The organism is Solwaraspora sp. WMMD1047, assembly GCF_029626155.1.
Taxonomy (GTDB): Bacteria; Actinomycetota; Actinomycetes; order Mycobacteriales; family Micromonosporaceae; genus WMMD1047.
On the sequence record NZ_JARUBL010000001.1, the window covers coordinates 6,554,346 to 6,568,813 of the forward strand.

The following is a 14,468-nucleotide window of genomic DNA, read 5'->3' on the forward strand; positions in this document are numbered from 1 at the left end:
GGCGACGGGCACCCGGCGAGGCCCCCTGACGGTGGCGTGCGCGGCGTATGGTGAGCACGCCATGGACACCCTCAGCCGCCACGGCCGGACGGGCCGGATCGTCTGCACCGTCGTCGCCGGTGCGCTCCTGCTCGCCGGCACGCTGTGGGGACAGGACGACCACTTCCCGTTCGGCCCGTTCCGGATGTACGCCGGCTCGAACCCGCCGAACGAGCCCGCCCCGGACACCCGGGTCGAGGGGGTCGACGTCACCGGCGCCGTCGTCGACCTGGGCCAGCAGAACACCGGCATCCGGCGGGCCGAGATCGAGGGCCAGCAGAGCCGCTACCAGTCCGAACCCGACCTGCTGCGCACGGTCGCCGAGGCGTACGCCGAGCGCCACCCGGAGGCGCCCGGCCTGGTCGAGGTCCGGATCGTGATCCGCTGGCACGGCATCCGCGACGGTCGACCGACCGGCACCGCGGTCGACGAGACGGTCGTGCAGTGGCGCGCGCCCTGACCGCCGCGACCGGCTGGCTGACCCGGCCGGTACCGCGCGGCCGGATCGCCGCCTTCCGCACCCTGATCTACCTCTTCGTCGCCGCCGACCTGCTGCTGTTCACCCCCTGGGTACGCGACCCGGCCCGGCTCTCCGGTGAGCTGTACCAGCCGCTGTTCGTCGGGCGCCTGCTGCCGCTGCCGACGCCCACTCCGCTGCTGCTCTCGGTGATCTTCTGGGCGCTGCTCGGGTTGTCACTGGTGGCCGCCACCGGCCGCGCGCCCCGAGCCCTCGGCTGGCCGGTCTTCGTCCTGTACTTCGAGTGGATGATCATCGCGATGAGCTACGGGAAGGTGGACCACGACCGGTTCGCGTTCCTGGTCGCCCTCGCGGTGCTGCCGACCGCCGGACGGGCCCGGCACGGCGATCCGGTCCGAACCGAGGCAGGCGGCTGGGCGCTGCGGGTCACCCAGATCGCGGTGGTCTGCACCTACTTCCTCGCCGCCTGGGCGAAACTGCGGTTCGGCGGGATCGAGTGGCTCACCGGTTCGGTGCTGGCCCGGGCGATCATCCGGCGGGGCACCGAGCTGGCCGACCTGATCGCCCAGGTGCCCTACTTGCTCATCGCGGCCCAGCTCGGCATCGTCGCCTTCGAGTTGCTCAGTCCGATCGTCTTCGTCCTGACCGGGCGGTGGCGGCGGGCGGTGATCGGCTTCTTCTACTCGTTCCACCTGGTCACCTTCGCCACCATCACGATCTCCTTCGCTCCGCACCTGGTGGCGATGACGGCGTTCCTCAGGCTGGAGCGGATCCGCCCGATCCACTGGCTGCGCCGACGGATCCGGCCTACCGGGCGGCACCAGCCGGTCCCGGCGCAGGCGGTCGCCGAACGGAAGCCACCACCGAGCCACGCGGCCGAGCCGAGCCATCAACCCGTCGAGCCGAGCGAGCCGGTCGGTGCCGAGACTCAGCCGGCCGCCGGTGGCCTGGGGACGGCGCAGGCGGCCGTGCCGCCGGGCATCCGGTGACGGTTGCGGGCCACCCAGCGGTAGAGCGGCCAGGCCACCGCCCGCACCGGCGGCAGCAGCAGCAGCCGGCCGGGTAGCCGCCAGCCCAGGTGGCTCTCCCCCAGCAGCCGGGCGATGGCGTCCGGTCCGGCGGCGCGCACGCCGTCCCGGCCGACCCACTGCACCGCCTCCTCACACTCGGCTACGGTCAGGCCGAGCGCGTCGAGGTCGGCGAACTGCCAGGGCACCAGCCGGGCCGGGGTCGGAATCCAACGCTCGGCGAACCGGGCGCAGGAGGTGCAGAAGGCGCAGTCTCCGTCGTACACGAAGGTTGACTGGAGCATGTCTCCATCCTGCCCGATCGACTAGGCCACGTGTGCCAGGTAGCCGGCGAGAGCGGCGTTCAACACATCCCGGCCCGGCCGGGCCCAGACGTCGGCGTGGAAGACCTCGACCTCGACCGGCCCCCGGTAGCCGGCCGCGTCGACGGCCGCCCGGAACCGGCGCAGGTCCACGCAGCCGTCGCCGGGCAGGCCGCGTCCGAGCAGCACCCCCGCCGGCAGCGGGGTCACCCAGTCGGCGACCTGGAAGCAGGCGATCCGCTCCTCCCGGCCGGCCCGCGCCAGTTGGTCCCAGACCTGGTCGTCCCACCAGAGGTGGTAGGTGTCCACCACCACGCCGACCGTCTCGGCCGGGTGGGGCGCGGCCAGGTCCAGCGCCTGCCCCAGGCTGGCCACCACACAGCGGTCGGCGCAGAACATCGGGTGCAGCGGCTCGATCGCCAGCCGCACCCCGGCCTGCCGGGCGTACGGCACCAGGGCGCCGATCGCCTCGCCGACGTGTGCCCGGGCGGCGTCGACGTCCCGGCTGCCGGCCGGCAGCCCGCCGGAGACCAGCACCAGGACCGGCGCGCCGAGGGTGGCCGCCTCGTCGATGGCGCGCCGGTTCTCGTCGTACCAGTCGGGGGTGTTGAAGAAACCACCCCGGCACAGTGAGGTGACCGCGAGCCCGGCGTCGCGCACGAGCGCCGCGGTCTTGTCCAGGCCGTAGGCGGCGGTCTCCTCCCGCCACAGGCCGACGCCGGTGACGCCGGCGTCGACGCAGCCGGCGACGAGATCCGGCAGCGGCCAGTACTTGGTGGTGGCCTGGTTCAGCGCGAACCGGGCCGGCGCGGTCGGGGTCACGCCGGGCCGCCCGGCACGGTCAGCTCGGGAATCTCGATCCGGCGGCCCTCGCGGGCCGACCGCAGCCCCAGTTCGGCGAGCTGCACCCCGCGGGCACCGGCCCACAGATCCCAGCTGTACGGCTCGTCCTGCGCGACGTGCCGCAGGAACAGCTCCCACTGGGCCTTGAAGCCGTTGTCGTACTCCTCGTTGTCCGGCACCACCTGCCACTGTGACCGGAAGTCCTCGGTGACCGGCAGGTCCGGGTTCCAGACCGGCTTCGGGGTGGTGGAGCGGTGCTGGATCCGGCAGTTGCGCAGGCCGGCCACGGCGCTGCCCTCGGTGCCGTCCACCTGGAACTCGACCAGCTCGTCGCGGTAGACCCGGACCGTCCAGGAGGAGTTGATGGCGGCGACGATTCCGCCGGCCGGCGAGGCGATCTCGAAGATGCCGTACGCGGCGTCGTCGGCGGTCGCCGGGTAGGGCTGGCCGGCCTCGTCCCACCGGGTCGGGATGTGGGTGGCGGTCCGGGCGGTCACCGCGGTCACCGGACCGAAGATCTGCTCCAGCACGTAGTGCCAGTGCGGGAACATGTCGACCACGATGCCGCCGCCGTCGGCCGCCCGGTAGTTCCACGACGGACGCTGGGCCGGTTGCCAGTCGCCCTCGAAGACCCAGTAGCCGAACTCGCCGCGCACCGAGAGGATGCGGCCGAAGAAGCCGCCCTTGACCAGCCGGTCCAATTTGCGCAGACCGGGCAGGAAGAGCTTGTCCTGCACCACGCCGTGCTTGATGCCGGCCGCGTCGGCCAGCCGGGCCAGCTCGACCGCGCTGGCGAGGTCCTCCGCCGTGGGCTTCTCGGTGTAGATGTGCTTGCCCGCCTCGATCGCCAGCCGGAGCGCCTTCTCCCGCTGGGCGGTGACCTGGGCGTCGAAGTAGACCTGCATGTCCGGCCGGGCCAGTGCGGCGGCGAGATCGGTGGTCCATTCGGTGAGCCCGTGCCGCCCGGCGATCTCGGCCAGCTTGGTCTCGCTCCGGCCGACCAGCAGTGGCTCGGGCCAGAGGCGGGTGCCGTCGCGCAGCGGCAGGCCGCCCTGTTCCCTGATCGCCAGCAACGAACGCACCAGGTGCTGCCGGTAACCCATCCGGCCGGTGACGCCGTTGAGCACGATCCCGATCGTGGTACGGGCCATTCCTCCGCCTCCTCAGGCTGCTCGCTTGCGCCGAACGTGATCGTCCGCCAGGGAAGCGCTTTCCTGGGCACGCTACTGGCTTCGGCCGCACTTCGGCAAGGGCTTTCCTACCAGCGTACGCGGGGCACGCTATCCTCACTCGCGTCGGGCGATCCGGGCCGCCCGGGAAGGACTGGGGGCGATGGCCACTCTGGCGGATGTCGCACGGCGGGCGGGCGTCTCCCCGGCCACCGCCTCCCGGATCATCAACGGCAGCTCCAAACCGGTCACCGAGGCCCTGCGCGAGCGGGTGCTGGCCGCCGTCGAGGAGCTGCAGTACGTCCCGAACGCGCACGCCCAACTACTGGCCCGCAACCACCGCAGCGCGGTCGGGGTGATCGTGCACGACGTCTCGGACCCGTACTTCGCCGAGATCACCCGCGGGCTGCAGCGGGTCGCCACCGCCGACGGCCGGCTGGTGATCATCTGCAACACCTACCGCGACCCACAGAAGGAGCTGGAGTACGTCGAACTGCTCCGGGCCCACCAGGCCGCCGCGATCATCCTCGCCGGCTCGGGCTACCACGACGAGCAGTTCACCAACTCCCTCGACGCGAAGCTCCGGGTCTACCAGGCCACCGGCGGGCACGTCGCGGTCATCGGCCGGCACGAGCACACCGGCCACGCGGTGATCCCGGCGAACGAGACCGGCGGTTATCTGATGGGCGCCGAGCTCTTCGCCCTCGGCCACACCCAGCTGGGCGTGATCGCCGGGCCGAAGCACCTGACCACCACCACCGACCGACTCACCGGCCTGCGGCGGGCCGCCCGGGAACACGGCCAGAAGCTGCCCACCCGGCAGATCGCGTACGCCGACTTCGACCGCTCCGGCGGCGCCGCCGCGGCCGCCAGCCTGCTCGACGCCCACCCGCAGCTGACCGCGATCGCGGCCCTCAACGACTCGATGGCGATCGGCGCCCTCGCCCTGCTCCGCAGCCGGGGCATCCGGGTGCCCGAGCAGATGAGCCTGGTCGGCTTCGACGACATGCCGGTGGCCAGGGACGTGACGCCGACCCTGACCACCATCCGGCTCCCGTTGGCCGACATGGGCGCCCGGGCGATGACCCTCGCTCTGCAACCGGCCGACCCGATGCACTCGCCACACATCGAACACGTCTCCGCCGAACTGGTCCGCCGGGAGAGCACCGCGCCGCCGCCCGCGTCCTGACCGCCGCCGACCGGCGCGGCGCGCGCTTGCGCTCGGCTCGCACGTATGTTCGAATACTCGCCATGCGCTGGGCCAACCTCACGTCGGCTCCCCACGACGCGGGGGCCCCGGCCAGGGGCGGGGAGACGGCGCCAGCGGCAGCACCACTGCCGCTGGCGCTGCCCGGCGCGGTCGTCCGGACCTTCGACACCCCCGGCTTCGCCGGGATGACCTTCTACGAGGTCCGGGCGAAGTCGATGCTCAACCGGGTGCCCGGCACCTCCCGGGTGCCGTTCGAGTGGACCATCAACCCCTACCGGGGCTGCGGGCACGCCTGCAGCTACTGCCTCGCCGGCGACACCGAGATCCTGCTGGCCGACGGTGGTTCCCGGCCGCTCGCCGAACTGACCCCGGGCGACAAGATCTACGGCACCCGGTCGACCGACAACCACCGCCGCCTGGTCGTCACCGAGGTGCTGGCGCACTGGTCCACGGTCAAGCCGGCGTACCGGCTCCTCCTCGACGGCGGGGGCGAGCTGACCGCGAGCGGCGACCACCGGTTTCTGACCGAGCGCGGCTGGAAACACGTCACCGGCCCCACCATAGGCGACGGCCCGCCCCGCCCCTACCTGACGACAAGTGACCGGTTGCTCGCGATCGACGACGACGTGGCCGCCGGAGTCGCGCTCGATCGCCGGGTGGCCCGGCGGGTGCGGTCGATCGAGCCGCTCGGCGCCGACCGGACGCTCTACGACATCACCACCGGCACCGGCGACTTCATCGCCAACGGCGTGGTCAGCCACAACTGCTTCGCCCGCAACACCCACACCTATCTCGACCTGGACGCCGGCCGGGACTTCGACAGCAAGGTGGTGGTGAAGGTCAACGCGGCCGAGGTGGTCCGCCGGGAGCTGGCCGCCCCACGCTGGCGCCGGGCGCACCTCGCGATGGGCACCAACGTCGACTGCTACCAGCGGGCCGAGGGCCGTTACCGGCTGATGCCCGGCATCCTGGCCGCGCTGCGCGACTTCGCCAACCCGTTCTCGATCCTCACCAAGGGCACACTCATCCTGCGCGACCTGGCGCTGCTGCGGCAGGCCGCCGAGGTGACCCGGGTCGGGGTGGCATTCTCGGTCGGGTTCGTGGACGAGGCGATGTGGCGCTCGGTGGAGTCCGGCACCCCCAGCCCGGCCCGCCGGCTGGACGCGGTCCGCACCCTGACCGAGGCCGGCTTCGACGTCAGCGTCCTGATGGCGCCGATCCTGCCGGGCCTCACCGACACCGACGAGTCGATCGAGGCCACCGTGGCGGCGATCGCCGCCGCCGGCGCGGCCAGTGTGACGCCGCTCCCGCTGCACCTGCGTCCGGGCGCCCGCGAGTGGTACGCGGCCTGGCTCGCCCGCGAACACCCCGCTCTGCTGCCCCGCTACCGGGAACTGTACGGCCGCGGCTCCTACCTGCCGAAGGACTACCAGCGGGAGTTGGTCGCCCGGGTCCGGCTGGCGGCCCGCCGATACGGCCTGGACCGCACCGACCCGGCCCGGGCCCGCCAGCCGGCTGACGGAGCCGGCCCCGCGCCGGTCGACACGGAGCAGCTCACCCTGCTCTGAGCGGCGTGGCTGGCGAACGCGCCGATCGGGGCTACAGTCACCAGATGCGCGATCCCCAGCAAATCCTGGCCGACTCCGCGGTGATCGCCGTGGTCGGCGCCTCCCGTGACCCGCTCAAGGCAGCCCACCGGGTGCCGCTGCAGATGCGCCGCAACGGCTGGCGGATCATCCCGGTCAGCCCGGCCGGTGGTGAACTCTTCGGCGAGAAGGTCTACCCCACCCTCGCCGACATCCCACACCCGGTCGACCTGGTCGACGTGTTCCGGCCGGCCGAGGAGGCCCCGGAGGTGGTACGCGCGGCGGTCGCGATCGGCGCCCCGGCCGTCTGGCTGCAGCTCGGCATCGTCTCCGCCGAGGCTCGGAAGATCGCCACCGAGGCGGGCATCGACTACGTGGAGGACCACTGCATGGCGGTGGAGCGGGCCGCCGGCAACCTCACCCGGCTCGACCAGCCCTGACCCGACGAGCCGGCCGGGCTCATCCGGCCGCCCGGGTCGGGCAGTAGCCGGAACCGCGAGGAAAAGTCTCGTCCGGCCGGGTAATCTCGGGACAAGGAGGGCAAATCGGATGAGCTATCCACCACCTGGCGAACCCCCAGATCCCCAGCAACCCCCGTACAGCGGTTACGGGCCCGGCGGTGGCCACGGGCCCGGCGGTGGGCAACCGGCCGGGACCAACGTGATGGCGATCCTCTCCCTGGTGTTCGCGTTCATCTTCGCCCCGGTCGGCATCGTCCTCGGCCACCTCGCCCGGCGGCAGATCCGGCAGACCGGCGAGCAGGGCAGCGGCCTGGCCACCGCCGGGCTCGTGCTGAGCTACATCTTCACCGGCCTCTACCTGATCGGCTGCTGCGCCTGGCTGGCGCTGGTGGTCTGGGCCGGTGCCGACAGCGGAACCTACTGACCTACCCGACACCGGCCCCGACCCGAGCCGGGGTGGGGAGCGCGCCGGAGCCAAGCGCGCCCCCCACGCCTACCGCGACCGGGCGTAACGCCGCGACCCGTCGACATCGGCCAGGTCGATGCGAAACCGGTCCGCAGGGTCGCAGATCTGGTGGATTCACCCGGTCGGGTGAATCCTGATTAGGCGGTCCGCCGCGAGCACCCGGCCGCCCCCGTGTGGCAGGCTCTTTGCGACGGTCGCTTCCCCACGGCGCACGATCGCAGTTTGCTTCCTACTGCGATCGCACCAGCATGCGTCGGTGCTGTCGATTGGCAGGATTACCGATTCAGCGGAGGTCGCGCTCCCATGAGTACCGATGATCTGATTGGCTGACCTGCCGGCCGGCGCCGCCGAGGTCGCCGCCGAACTCCGGTGGATCGCGGCCCAGCCCGCCACCATCGAAGAACGGGCCAGCGCGATTTGCGAGCCGTTACGCCGCCTGATTCCGTTCGAGGGCTACTTCGTCGCACTCCTCGATCCCGACCGGCTGAAGCTCGTGACACTCGCCGTCGACGGTCACACCGAAAGCACCCGTACCCACCTGACGGGGTCCGAGTTCTACGCCGAGATCGAGCTGGTCGGCCTCGCCTCGCCGCGCGGCCCGATGTGCCTGCGCGACTCGCCCGTCCCGGCCAGCGACCTCTCCACCTGGGCCGAACATCTGACCCCGCAGGGTTTCCGGGAGGCCCTCGGCCTCAGCCTGTTCACCCCCGGCCAGCGGCACCTCGGGGTCCTCACCGTCTTCACCAGCACCGAGGAGCACCCCACCGACCAGGCCCGGGACTTCGTCGGCACGCTCGGCGCGACAATCACCCAGGCCATCGATCCGATGCGGACACTCACCCCGCTGGCCAGGATGGTCGGTGACGCCAGCGCCGGGGTCGTACTCACCCGGGGTGGCATCCCGCTCGCGCTGGCCGGACTGCCCGACCACCCGGTCCTGCGGGCCGGCTCGCCGCTGTTCGCCGCGGTCCGGGACCAGTTGGCCGGCGGACAGCCGTACGCCTCCTTCCTCTGGCCCGACCCGGCGGCCGAACATCCCCGGCACCTTCGGATCGCCACCCTGGCCGCGCCCACCGAGGCACCGGACCACCTCGCGGCGATCGTGCTGATCTGTGCCACCGTGGACCTGCGCGGCCTGACCTCACGGGAGGTCGACGTGCTCAGCCTCGTGGTCGACGGATGGCCCAATTCGCGAATCGCGGAAAAGCTGCACATCGCGACACGAACAGTCGCGGCCCATGTGGAGCACATAATGACCAAGCTGGCCGCTCCGACCCGGACCGTGGCGGCGGTGCGCGCGCTCCGACTCGGTCTCTACGTCCCGCATCAGCACCGGCACCGCCAAGAATGACGAACCACCCCGACTGGCCGATCACGACCGGCCACAATTTCTGGAATCCACAATCCGTCGAGGTCAAGGTGACCAAGTTCGCTCGTGCCAGCCTGGATGTCGCCAGTGAGGTGGCACGGATCGCAGCCACCCCGATGTCGATAAGGGACCGCGCGGCGGCGCTGCTCTGCCCGCTCAGCCGGATCGTGCCGTTCCAAGCCGCCTGGATCGGCCTGCTCGCGATGGGACATCTCGGTCATACCGAACTGCTCAACCATGGCCACGAGCAGCGGTTCCGCCACTACCTCGCCGGCTCGGAGACGTTCGAACAGATCGAGCTGACCGGCGTCAACCGGAGCCCCGGGGCGCTCTGTCTGCGTACCTCGCCGGTGCCGGAGTCGGCGCTGCCGGCCTGGGACCTGCACCTGCGGCCGGCCGGCTTCAAGGAGGGTCTCGGCACCGGGCTCTTCACCCCGGACGGCCGCTACCTCGGCATTCTCCTGCTACACCTGGACACCGCCGACCACCCGACCGACGAGGCGCTCGATCTCGTCGGCCGCCTCGCCCCCAGGATCGCCGCCGCGCTCGACCCGCTGCGCTCCCTCGCCGACCTGGCCGGAATCGTCCGGGACGCCACCGCCGGCGTCGCTCTGACCCGGGAATTCGAGCCGCTGCCGCTGCCCGGCCTGGCCGGGCATCCACTGCTGGCCAGCGGGGCCGGCCCGCTCACCGTCGTCGGACGACGGTTCACCGACGGCGAGACCCACCTGTCGTTCCGCTGCCCGGTCGGCGCCGATCCGGCCGACCAGCGGCTGCTCCGGGTCACCGCGCTGGCCGCGGCCAGCCCGACCCCGGACCTGGTCGCGGTGGTCACCCTCTCCCCGCCCGGTGACCAGCACGGCCTGAGCCGCCACGAGCTGGAGATCCTCGGCCTGCTGGCCGAGGACTGGCCGGACCGGCGGATCGCCACCGCACTCCGGACGTCGCCGGCCGGCGTCGCCGACCGCGTCGCGCTCATCACGGCCAGGCTCGCCGCGCCGACCAGGGAGGTGGCCATCCTGCGGGCCTGCCGGCTCGGCCTCTACGTCCCGCCCGGGCTACCGGCCGCCCACCGCTGAGCCGCGCCTACCGGAACTGCGCCTCGCGCACGCTGTTGCCGCCGTCCACCACCAGCATCTGCCCGGTGATGTACGACGCCGCGGGCGAGCAGAGGAAGGCGATGGCCGCCGCCACCTCGTCCGGCGTGCCGGGCCGGCCGACCGGCGTACCCATGCCCTGTTTGACCTCGGCGGCGGTGGAGGCCGCGGTGTAGATCGTCCCCGGCGCCACCGCGTTCACGGTCACCCCGTCGGCGACCATCTCCATCGCCAGCGCCCGGGTCAGCCCCACCACGCCGGCCTTGGCCGCCGCGTAGGCCGCCTCGGTCGGCAGCGCGTTCACCGGTCCGGCCGTCGCGGCCAGGTTGACGATCCGGCCCCAGCCGCGTTCGGCCATCCCGCCGATGAAGGCCCGGCTGCACAGGAAGGCCGTGGTCAGGTTGCGGTCGATCTCGCCGTGCCACTCGTCGAAGCTGAGCTGGGCGACCGGCCGGAGCACCTCCGGACTGGCCCGACTGGCCAACCCGGCGTTGTTGACCAGGACCTCCACCTCGCCGAGCTGCTCGGCGATGGCGTCGGCCAGCGCGCCCACCTCCGCCTCGTCGGTGAGGTCGGCGACGAAGCCGGTGGCGCCGAGCTCGCCGGCCCGGTCGTGGATGCGGCGGGTGGTGGAGACGATCGCCACCCGGGCGCCGAGCACGCGCAGCCGGCGGGCGGTCGCGTACCCGATGCCGTCGACGCTGCCGGCGCCGGTGACCAGGGCGACCCGGCCGTCGAGCCGTTCGGTGACCGGTTCGGGCTCCGGCTGCCGGGCCGGACCGTCCAGGTCGGGGCCGGCCCCGTCGATCGTGCCTGACGGCGGGTCAGCCAGTCCGCTGCCGAGCGAGACGGTCCGGTTCCGGCGGCCCAGCGCCGGACGCGTGGCGTCCCGCCTGGGCCGGTTCGCCGATCTGTCCCCGGCGCGCGCGTCGAATGCCATGCCGAGATCCTGCCCGGTCCGGCCGACCCGGGCAACGTCGCAGCGCCGGAGCGACGAAGCTGGCCGGCGAGGACTACCCTGACGGCGCGCATCCCCTGCCTACGGAGAAGACCTCATGACCAATCCCCAGCAACCCGGCAACTGGAGCGACCCGTCCTGGCCGCCCGGACAATCGTCCGGGCAGTCGTCCGGACCGTCGTCCGGCTCGGAGCAGAGTCACCCGGTCAGCGGGGAGCCGGCGGGCTATCAGGACCCCACCTACCAACCCGCGTACCAGGACCCGAGTGGCGCCAGCTACCCCCCGCCGGGCTACCCCGAGCCGGGCTACCCGCCACCACCGGGCCAGCCGGTCAGCGGGCAGCCGATCAGCGGCCACCCCATCGGCGGGCAGCCGGTGAGCGGACAGCCGGTCGGCCCGGACGGATACCCGGCGCCTGGCGGCTACCCGCCGGCCGGCGGCTATCCGGCCCAGGGCGGCTACCCCGGCCAGGCGTACCCGGGATACGGATACCCGGCCGCCGCCCAGCCCACCAACGGGCTCGCCATCGCGTCGATGGTGGTGTCGATCATCGGTCTACTCGGGCTCTGCGGTTACGGGCTCGGCGGCTACATCGGCGTGGTCGGCGCGCTGCTCGGGCACGCCGCCAAGAAGCGGATCCGGGAAAGCGGCGAGGGCGGCGACGGGATGGCGCTCGCCGGCATCATCATGGGCTGGATCGCGACCGGTATCGCGGTGCTGGCGACCATCGCGATCGGCATCGGCATCGCCCTCGCGATCAACGCGGACCAGAACAGCGGCTACTGACCGGCCGGGTCGGTCCCGGCGGGCAGGGCAGGCGGAGGTGCGGGTCGGGCGGCGGCGACCCGGCCCTCCGCCGTCGCCCGCGACGCCACCGGCCCGACTCGCGGTGATCACCGGGGCCAGCTCGGGCATCGGTCTGGCCGCCGCCGTCGAGCTGGCCCGCCGCGGCGACGAGGTCGTCCTGGTCGGGCGCGACCCGGCCCGCCTGGGATCGGCCGCCGACCGGGTACGCGAGGTCGCCGGCGCCCCGCCGGCCACCTTCCGGGCCGACTTCGCGCGGCTCGACGACGTCCGCCGCCTCGCCGGCCAACTGCGCGACCGCTACCACCGGATCGACCTGCTCGCCAACAACGCCGGCACCATCGTGGCCGAGCCGACGGTGACCGTCGACGGCTTCGAGCTCACCATGCAGACCAACCACCTGGCGCCCTTCCTCCTCAGCCAGCTGCTCCGCGACCGGACCGGGCGGATCGTCGGCACCGCCTCCGGGGCGCACGGGCTCGGCGCGCTGGATCCCGACGACCTCAACGCCGAGCTGCGCGGATACCGGCCCTTCCGGGCCTACGCCACCAGCAAGCAGGCGAACGTCCTGTTCGCGGCCGAAGCGGCCCGGCGCTGGCCGGAGGTGTTCTCCGCGGCGTACCACCCGGGCCCGGTGCGGACCCGGATCGTCGACGCCAACCCGATCACCGCGCTCGGGATCCGGGTCCTGCCGTTCCTGCCATCGCCGGCCCGGGGCGCCCGGACGCTGGTCTGGTTGGCCCACGCCGACCGGGCGGCGCTCACCAACGGCGGCTACTACCGGCGGCGGCGACTGCGTCGACCGTGGCCGGGCACCACCGATCCGGAGCTGGCCGGGCGGCTCTGGGAGGCCAGCCGGCGCCTTCTCGACCTCGGCTGACAACTCCCCTGTCGAGAATCCGCCAGCGCAGCGCCGGGCAGGACTCCTTTACCGGGAGTAACGTTCGTTCTGGAGCCTCCGCTGCTGGCTGCGCACCCGAGGACTCCGCATGAACAATGTCGACCCCTTCCCACCCGCCGCTCTCCGGGGTGGCGGCGACACCCCGTCCACCGCCCGTCCGTGGCGGCCGCTGGCCGTCCTCGCGGTCTGCCTGACCGTGCTCGGCGCCAGTCTCTGGCTGATCGTCGCCTGGCCCGGGCCGACCGAGGCCGGCCCGCTCGTCGTCAGCGAGGCCAACGCCACCGTGACCGGATCGACGATCAGCCGCCCGATCGAGATCGCGGCGGACGGGGTGACCCTGCGGCGGGTGCTGATCGTGGTGGACGGCGCCTCGGCCGTCACGATCCGGCCGGGGGTGCTGGACACCGTGATCGAGGAGAGCGAGATCCACTGTGTCGGCGCCACCGGCGACGCCGTTGCCGTCGGGCCCGGCGAGTACACCGCGGTGCGGGTCCGGACCCACGGCTGTGGCCGGCCCTTCGCCCGCACCCTGGACGCGCCGGCCACCATCCTGGACTCCTCCGTCGACGGCGAGCCGTACACCGAGACCGTGCCGGGCAGCATCACCGTCGCCGCCGATCCGGCCGACGTCGGCGCGGTGGAGGGGCCGGCGGTCACCCCTCGGCGGGTGGCCGCCTCGGCGCCGACTCCGCTCGGGTCCTGGCCCGGCCCGGACTCCACCGGGGTTCCCGCCGGCACCGTGCTGACCAGATCCGGGCCGCTGGATCTGCGCCACGACGGTCAGGTGGTCGACGGCCTGGACGTCGAGGGCTGCGTGCTCGTCCGGGCCAGCAACGTCACCATCCGCAACACCCGGATCACCTGCCATGGCCCGGCCTTCGCCATCCGGATGCTCGGCACCGCGGACAACCTGCTGGTGACCGATGTCGAGATCGACGGCGGTGGGCGTACCGCCGCGGCGATCTGCTGTGTCGGCTACACGGTGCGCCGGGCGGACATCCACAGCAGCGTCGACGGCCCGCGGGTCGGCTCGCGCAGCACGGTCGTCGACTCCTGGGTCCATCGGCTGGTCCGGACCGCCAACACCCACAACGATGCCGTCCAGGCCGTCGGCGGCAGCGACATCGTGGTCCGCCGCAACCGGTTGGACGCCTATCGACCCGACACAGCAGACCCGATGAACGCCTGCCTCATGATCGGCTCGAAGCCCCGGTCGGCGGTCCGGAACGTGCTCGTGGAGGGCAACTACTGCACCGGCGGCAACTACTCGATCGGGGTCCGCGCCGACCTGACCGGATCCGGCATCGTGATCCGGGCCAACACCTTCGGCCGGGACTACCGGTACGGCGTGATCGCCCGCCCCGACCAGCCGGGAGTCGAGTGGGACCGGCCGAGCAACATCTGGTTCGACACGGGCGAACCGGTCGTCGGGTGAGCCACTTCTGATGGATTGGCAGGTACAATCCACTACCGCCAGTACCCGCCCCACCGCTCGCTCCTGACCTGTAACCTCTGCCCTAACGTTTCGCAGCGGAGCATGCGCGGAGGACGAGGGCGGCATGGAAGCATTGGGTCCCGACGTCGAGGGGCACCTGGTCGACCTCGACTTGATTCCGCTGGCTCAGGTGCTGGACCTGGACGAGAATGACTCTGTCCTGGCCAACTCGATCCGGAGGGTCATCGATGCGGCCCAGCGGCAGCCCCAGGACACCGTGGCGGCGTTCAACAACTACATCTGAGCCGCCTTCCGGGTCCC

At 72.6% G+C, this 14,468-nt stretch carries 16 protein-coding genes; 12 read left to right on the forward strand and 4 right to left on the reverse strand.

From position 1 onward, the window contains the following. Nucleotides 1-61: 61 nt before the first annotated feature. Together O7627_RS30000 and O7627_RS30005 are read left to right on the forward strand one after the other, a co-directional pair. Nucleotides 62-499 carry a hypothetical protein gene (locus tag O7627_RS30000; RefSeq protein ID WP_278096809.1) on the forward strand — a complete coding sequence of 146 codons (438 nt, stop codon included), beginning with the start codon at nucleotides 62-64 and terminating at the stop codon, nucleotides 497-499. Next, nucleotides 484-1,506: an MFS transporter permease gene (locus O7627_RS30005; RefSeq protein WP_278096810.1), complete on the forward strand. Its 1,023-nt coding sequence runs from the start codon at nucleotides 484-486 to the stop codon at nucleotides 1,504-1,506. Before O7627_RS30000 ends, O7627_RS30005 begins: the two co-directional genes overlap by 16 nt. Here the strand turns inward: O7627_RS30005 and O7627_RS30010 are convergent. The 3 genes from O7627_RS30010 to O7627_RS30020 are packed head-to-tail and all read right to left on the reverse strand — an operon-like array spanning nucleotide 1,446 to nucleotide 3,841. After that, nucleotides 1,446-1,829 carry a DCC1-like thiol-disulfide oxidoreductase family protein gene (locus O7627_RS30010; RefSeq protein ID WP_278096811.1) on the reverse strand — a complete coding sequence of 128 codons (384 nt, stop codon included), beginning with the start codon at nucleotides 1,827-1,829 and terminating at the stop codon, nucleotides 1,446-1,448. The two genes, O7627_RS30005 and O7627_RS30010, sit on opposite strands and share 61 nt — an antisense overlap. A 21-nt stretch (nucleotides 1,830-1,850) precedes the next feature. Further along, nucleotides 1,851-2,669: a sugar phosphate isomerase/epimerase family protein gene (locus O7627_RS30015; protein WP_278096812.1), complete on the reverse strand. Its 819-nt coding sequence runs from the start codon at nucleotides 2,667-2,669 to the stop codon at nucleotides 1,851-1,853. Next, the gene (locus tag O7627_RS30020) at nucleotides 2,666-3,841 is read right to left on the reverse strand and encodes a Gfo/Idh/MocA family oxidoreductase (protein WP_278096813.1); all 1,176 of its coding nucleotides are present in this window, start codon (nucleotides 3,839-3,841) and stop codon (nucleotides 2,666-2,668) included. Before O7627_RS30020 ends, O7627_RS30015 begins: the two co-directional genes overlap by 4 nt. Before the next feature lie 181 nt (nucleotides 3,842-4,022). Here O7627_RS30020 and O7627_RS30025 point away from each other — a divergent pair, with 181 nt between their 5' ends. The 6 genes from O7627_RS30025 to O7627_RS30050 all read left to right on the forward strand — a co-directional run bounded on the left by O7627_RS30025 (nucleotide 4,023) and on the right by O7627_RS30050 (nucleotide 10,030). Then, nucleotides 4,023-5,048 (forward strand): LacI family DNA-binding transcriptional regulator, encoded by a 1,026-nt coding sequence (locus tag O7627_RS30025; protein ID WP_278096814.1) that lies wholly within the window; start codon nucleotides 4,023-4,025, stop codon nucleotides 5,046-5,048. Nucleotides 5,049-5,110: 62 nt separating this feature from the next. Further along, nucleotides 5,111-6,637 (forward strand): Rv2578c family radical SAM protein, encoded by a 1,527-nt coding sequence (locus O7627_RS30030; RefSeq protein WP_278096815.1) that lies wholly within the window; start codon nucleotides 5,111-5,113, stop codon nucleotides 6,635-6,637. A 44-nt stretch (nucleotides 6,638-6,681) separates the two neighbouring features. Continuing rightward, nucleotides 6,682-7,095, forward strand: a complete 414-nt coding sequence (locus O7627_RS30035) for a CoA-binding protein (protein ID WP_278096816.1) — start codon at nucleotides 6,682-6,684, stop codon at nucleotides 7,093-7,095. 109 nt (nucleotides 7,096-7,204) lie between these two features. Next, nucleotides 7,205-7,540, forward strand: coding sequence for a DUF4190 domain-containing protein (locus O7627_RS30040; protein ID WP_278096817.1), 336 nt, complete (start codon nucleotides 7,205-7,207; stop codon nucleotides 7,538-7,540). Between the two features lie 364 nt (nucleotides 7,541-7,904). Then, nucleotides 7,905-8,933 carry a LuxR C-terminal-related transcriptional regulator gene (locus O7627_RS30045; RefSeq protein ID WP_278096818.1) on the forward strand — a complete coding sequence of 343 codons (1,029 nt, stop codon included), beginning with the start codon at nucleotides 7,905-7,907 and terminating at the stop codon, nucleotides 8,931-8,933. A gap of 68 nt (nucleotides 8,934-9,001) precedes the next feature. Then, a complete protein-coding gene (locus tag O7627_RS30050; RefSeq protein WP_278096819.1) occupies nucleotides 9,002-10,030 on the forward strand; it encodes a hypothetical protein in 1,029 nt (342 codons plus the stop codon). Between the two features lie 7 nt (nucleotides 10,031-10,037). On the opposite strand, the gene O7627_RS30055 is transcribed toward O7627_RS30050, so the two are convergent. After that, nucleotides 10,038-10,988, reverse strand: a complete 951-nt coding sequence (locus O7627_RS30055; protein ID WP_278096820.1) for an SDR family NAD(P)-dependent oxidoreductase — start codon at nucleotides 10,986-10,988, stop codon at nucleotides 10,038-10,040. 115 nt (nucleotides 10,989-11,103) lie between these two features. Between O7627_RS30055 and O7627_RS30060 the strand changes: the two genes are divergently transcribed. The 4 genes from O7627_RS30060 (at nucleotide 11,104) to O7627_RS30075 (ending at nucleotide 14,451) form a co-directional block, all read left to right on the forward strand. Beyond that, nucleotides 11,104-11,793 (forward strand): DUF4190 domain-containing protein, encoded by a 690-nt coding sequence (locus O7627_RS30060; RefSeq protein ID WP_278096821.1) that lies wholly within the window; start codon nucleotides 11,104-11,106, stop codon nucleotides 11,791-11,793. 103 nt (nucleotides 11,794-11,896) lie between these two features. Next, nucleotides 11,897-12,691: an SDR family NAD(P)-dependent oxidoreductase gene (locus O7627_RS30065; RefSeq protein WP_278098489.1), complete on the forward strand. Its 795-nt coding sequence runs from the start codon at nucleotides 11,897-11,899 to the stop codon at nucleotides 12,689-12,691. 109 nt (nucleotides 12,692-12,800) lie between these two features. After that, nucleotides 12,801-14,147, forward strand: a complete 1,347-nt coding sequence (locus O7627_RS30070; protein WP_278096822.1) for a hypothetical protein — start codon at nucleotides 12,801-12,803, stop codon at nucleotides 14,145-14,147. A 124-nt stretch (nucleotides 14,148-14,271) separates the two neighbouring features. Beyond that, on the forward strand, nucleotides 14,272-14,451 hold the full coding sequence (locus tag O7627_RS30075; RefSeq protein ID WP_278096823.1) for a hypothetical protein: 180 nt from the start codon (nucleotides 14,272-14,274) through the stop codon (nucleotides 14,449-14,451). The last annotated feature ends 17 nt before the right edge of the window (nucleotides 14,452-14,468 follow it).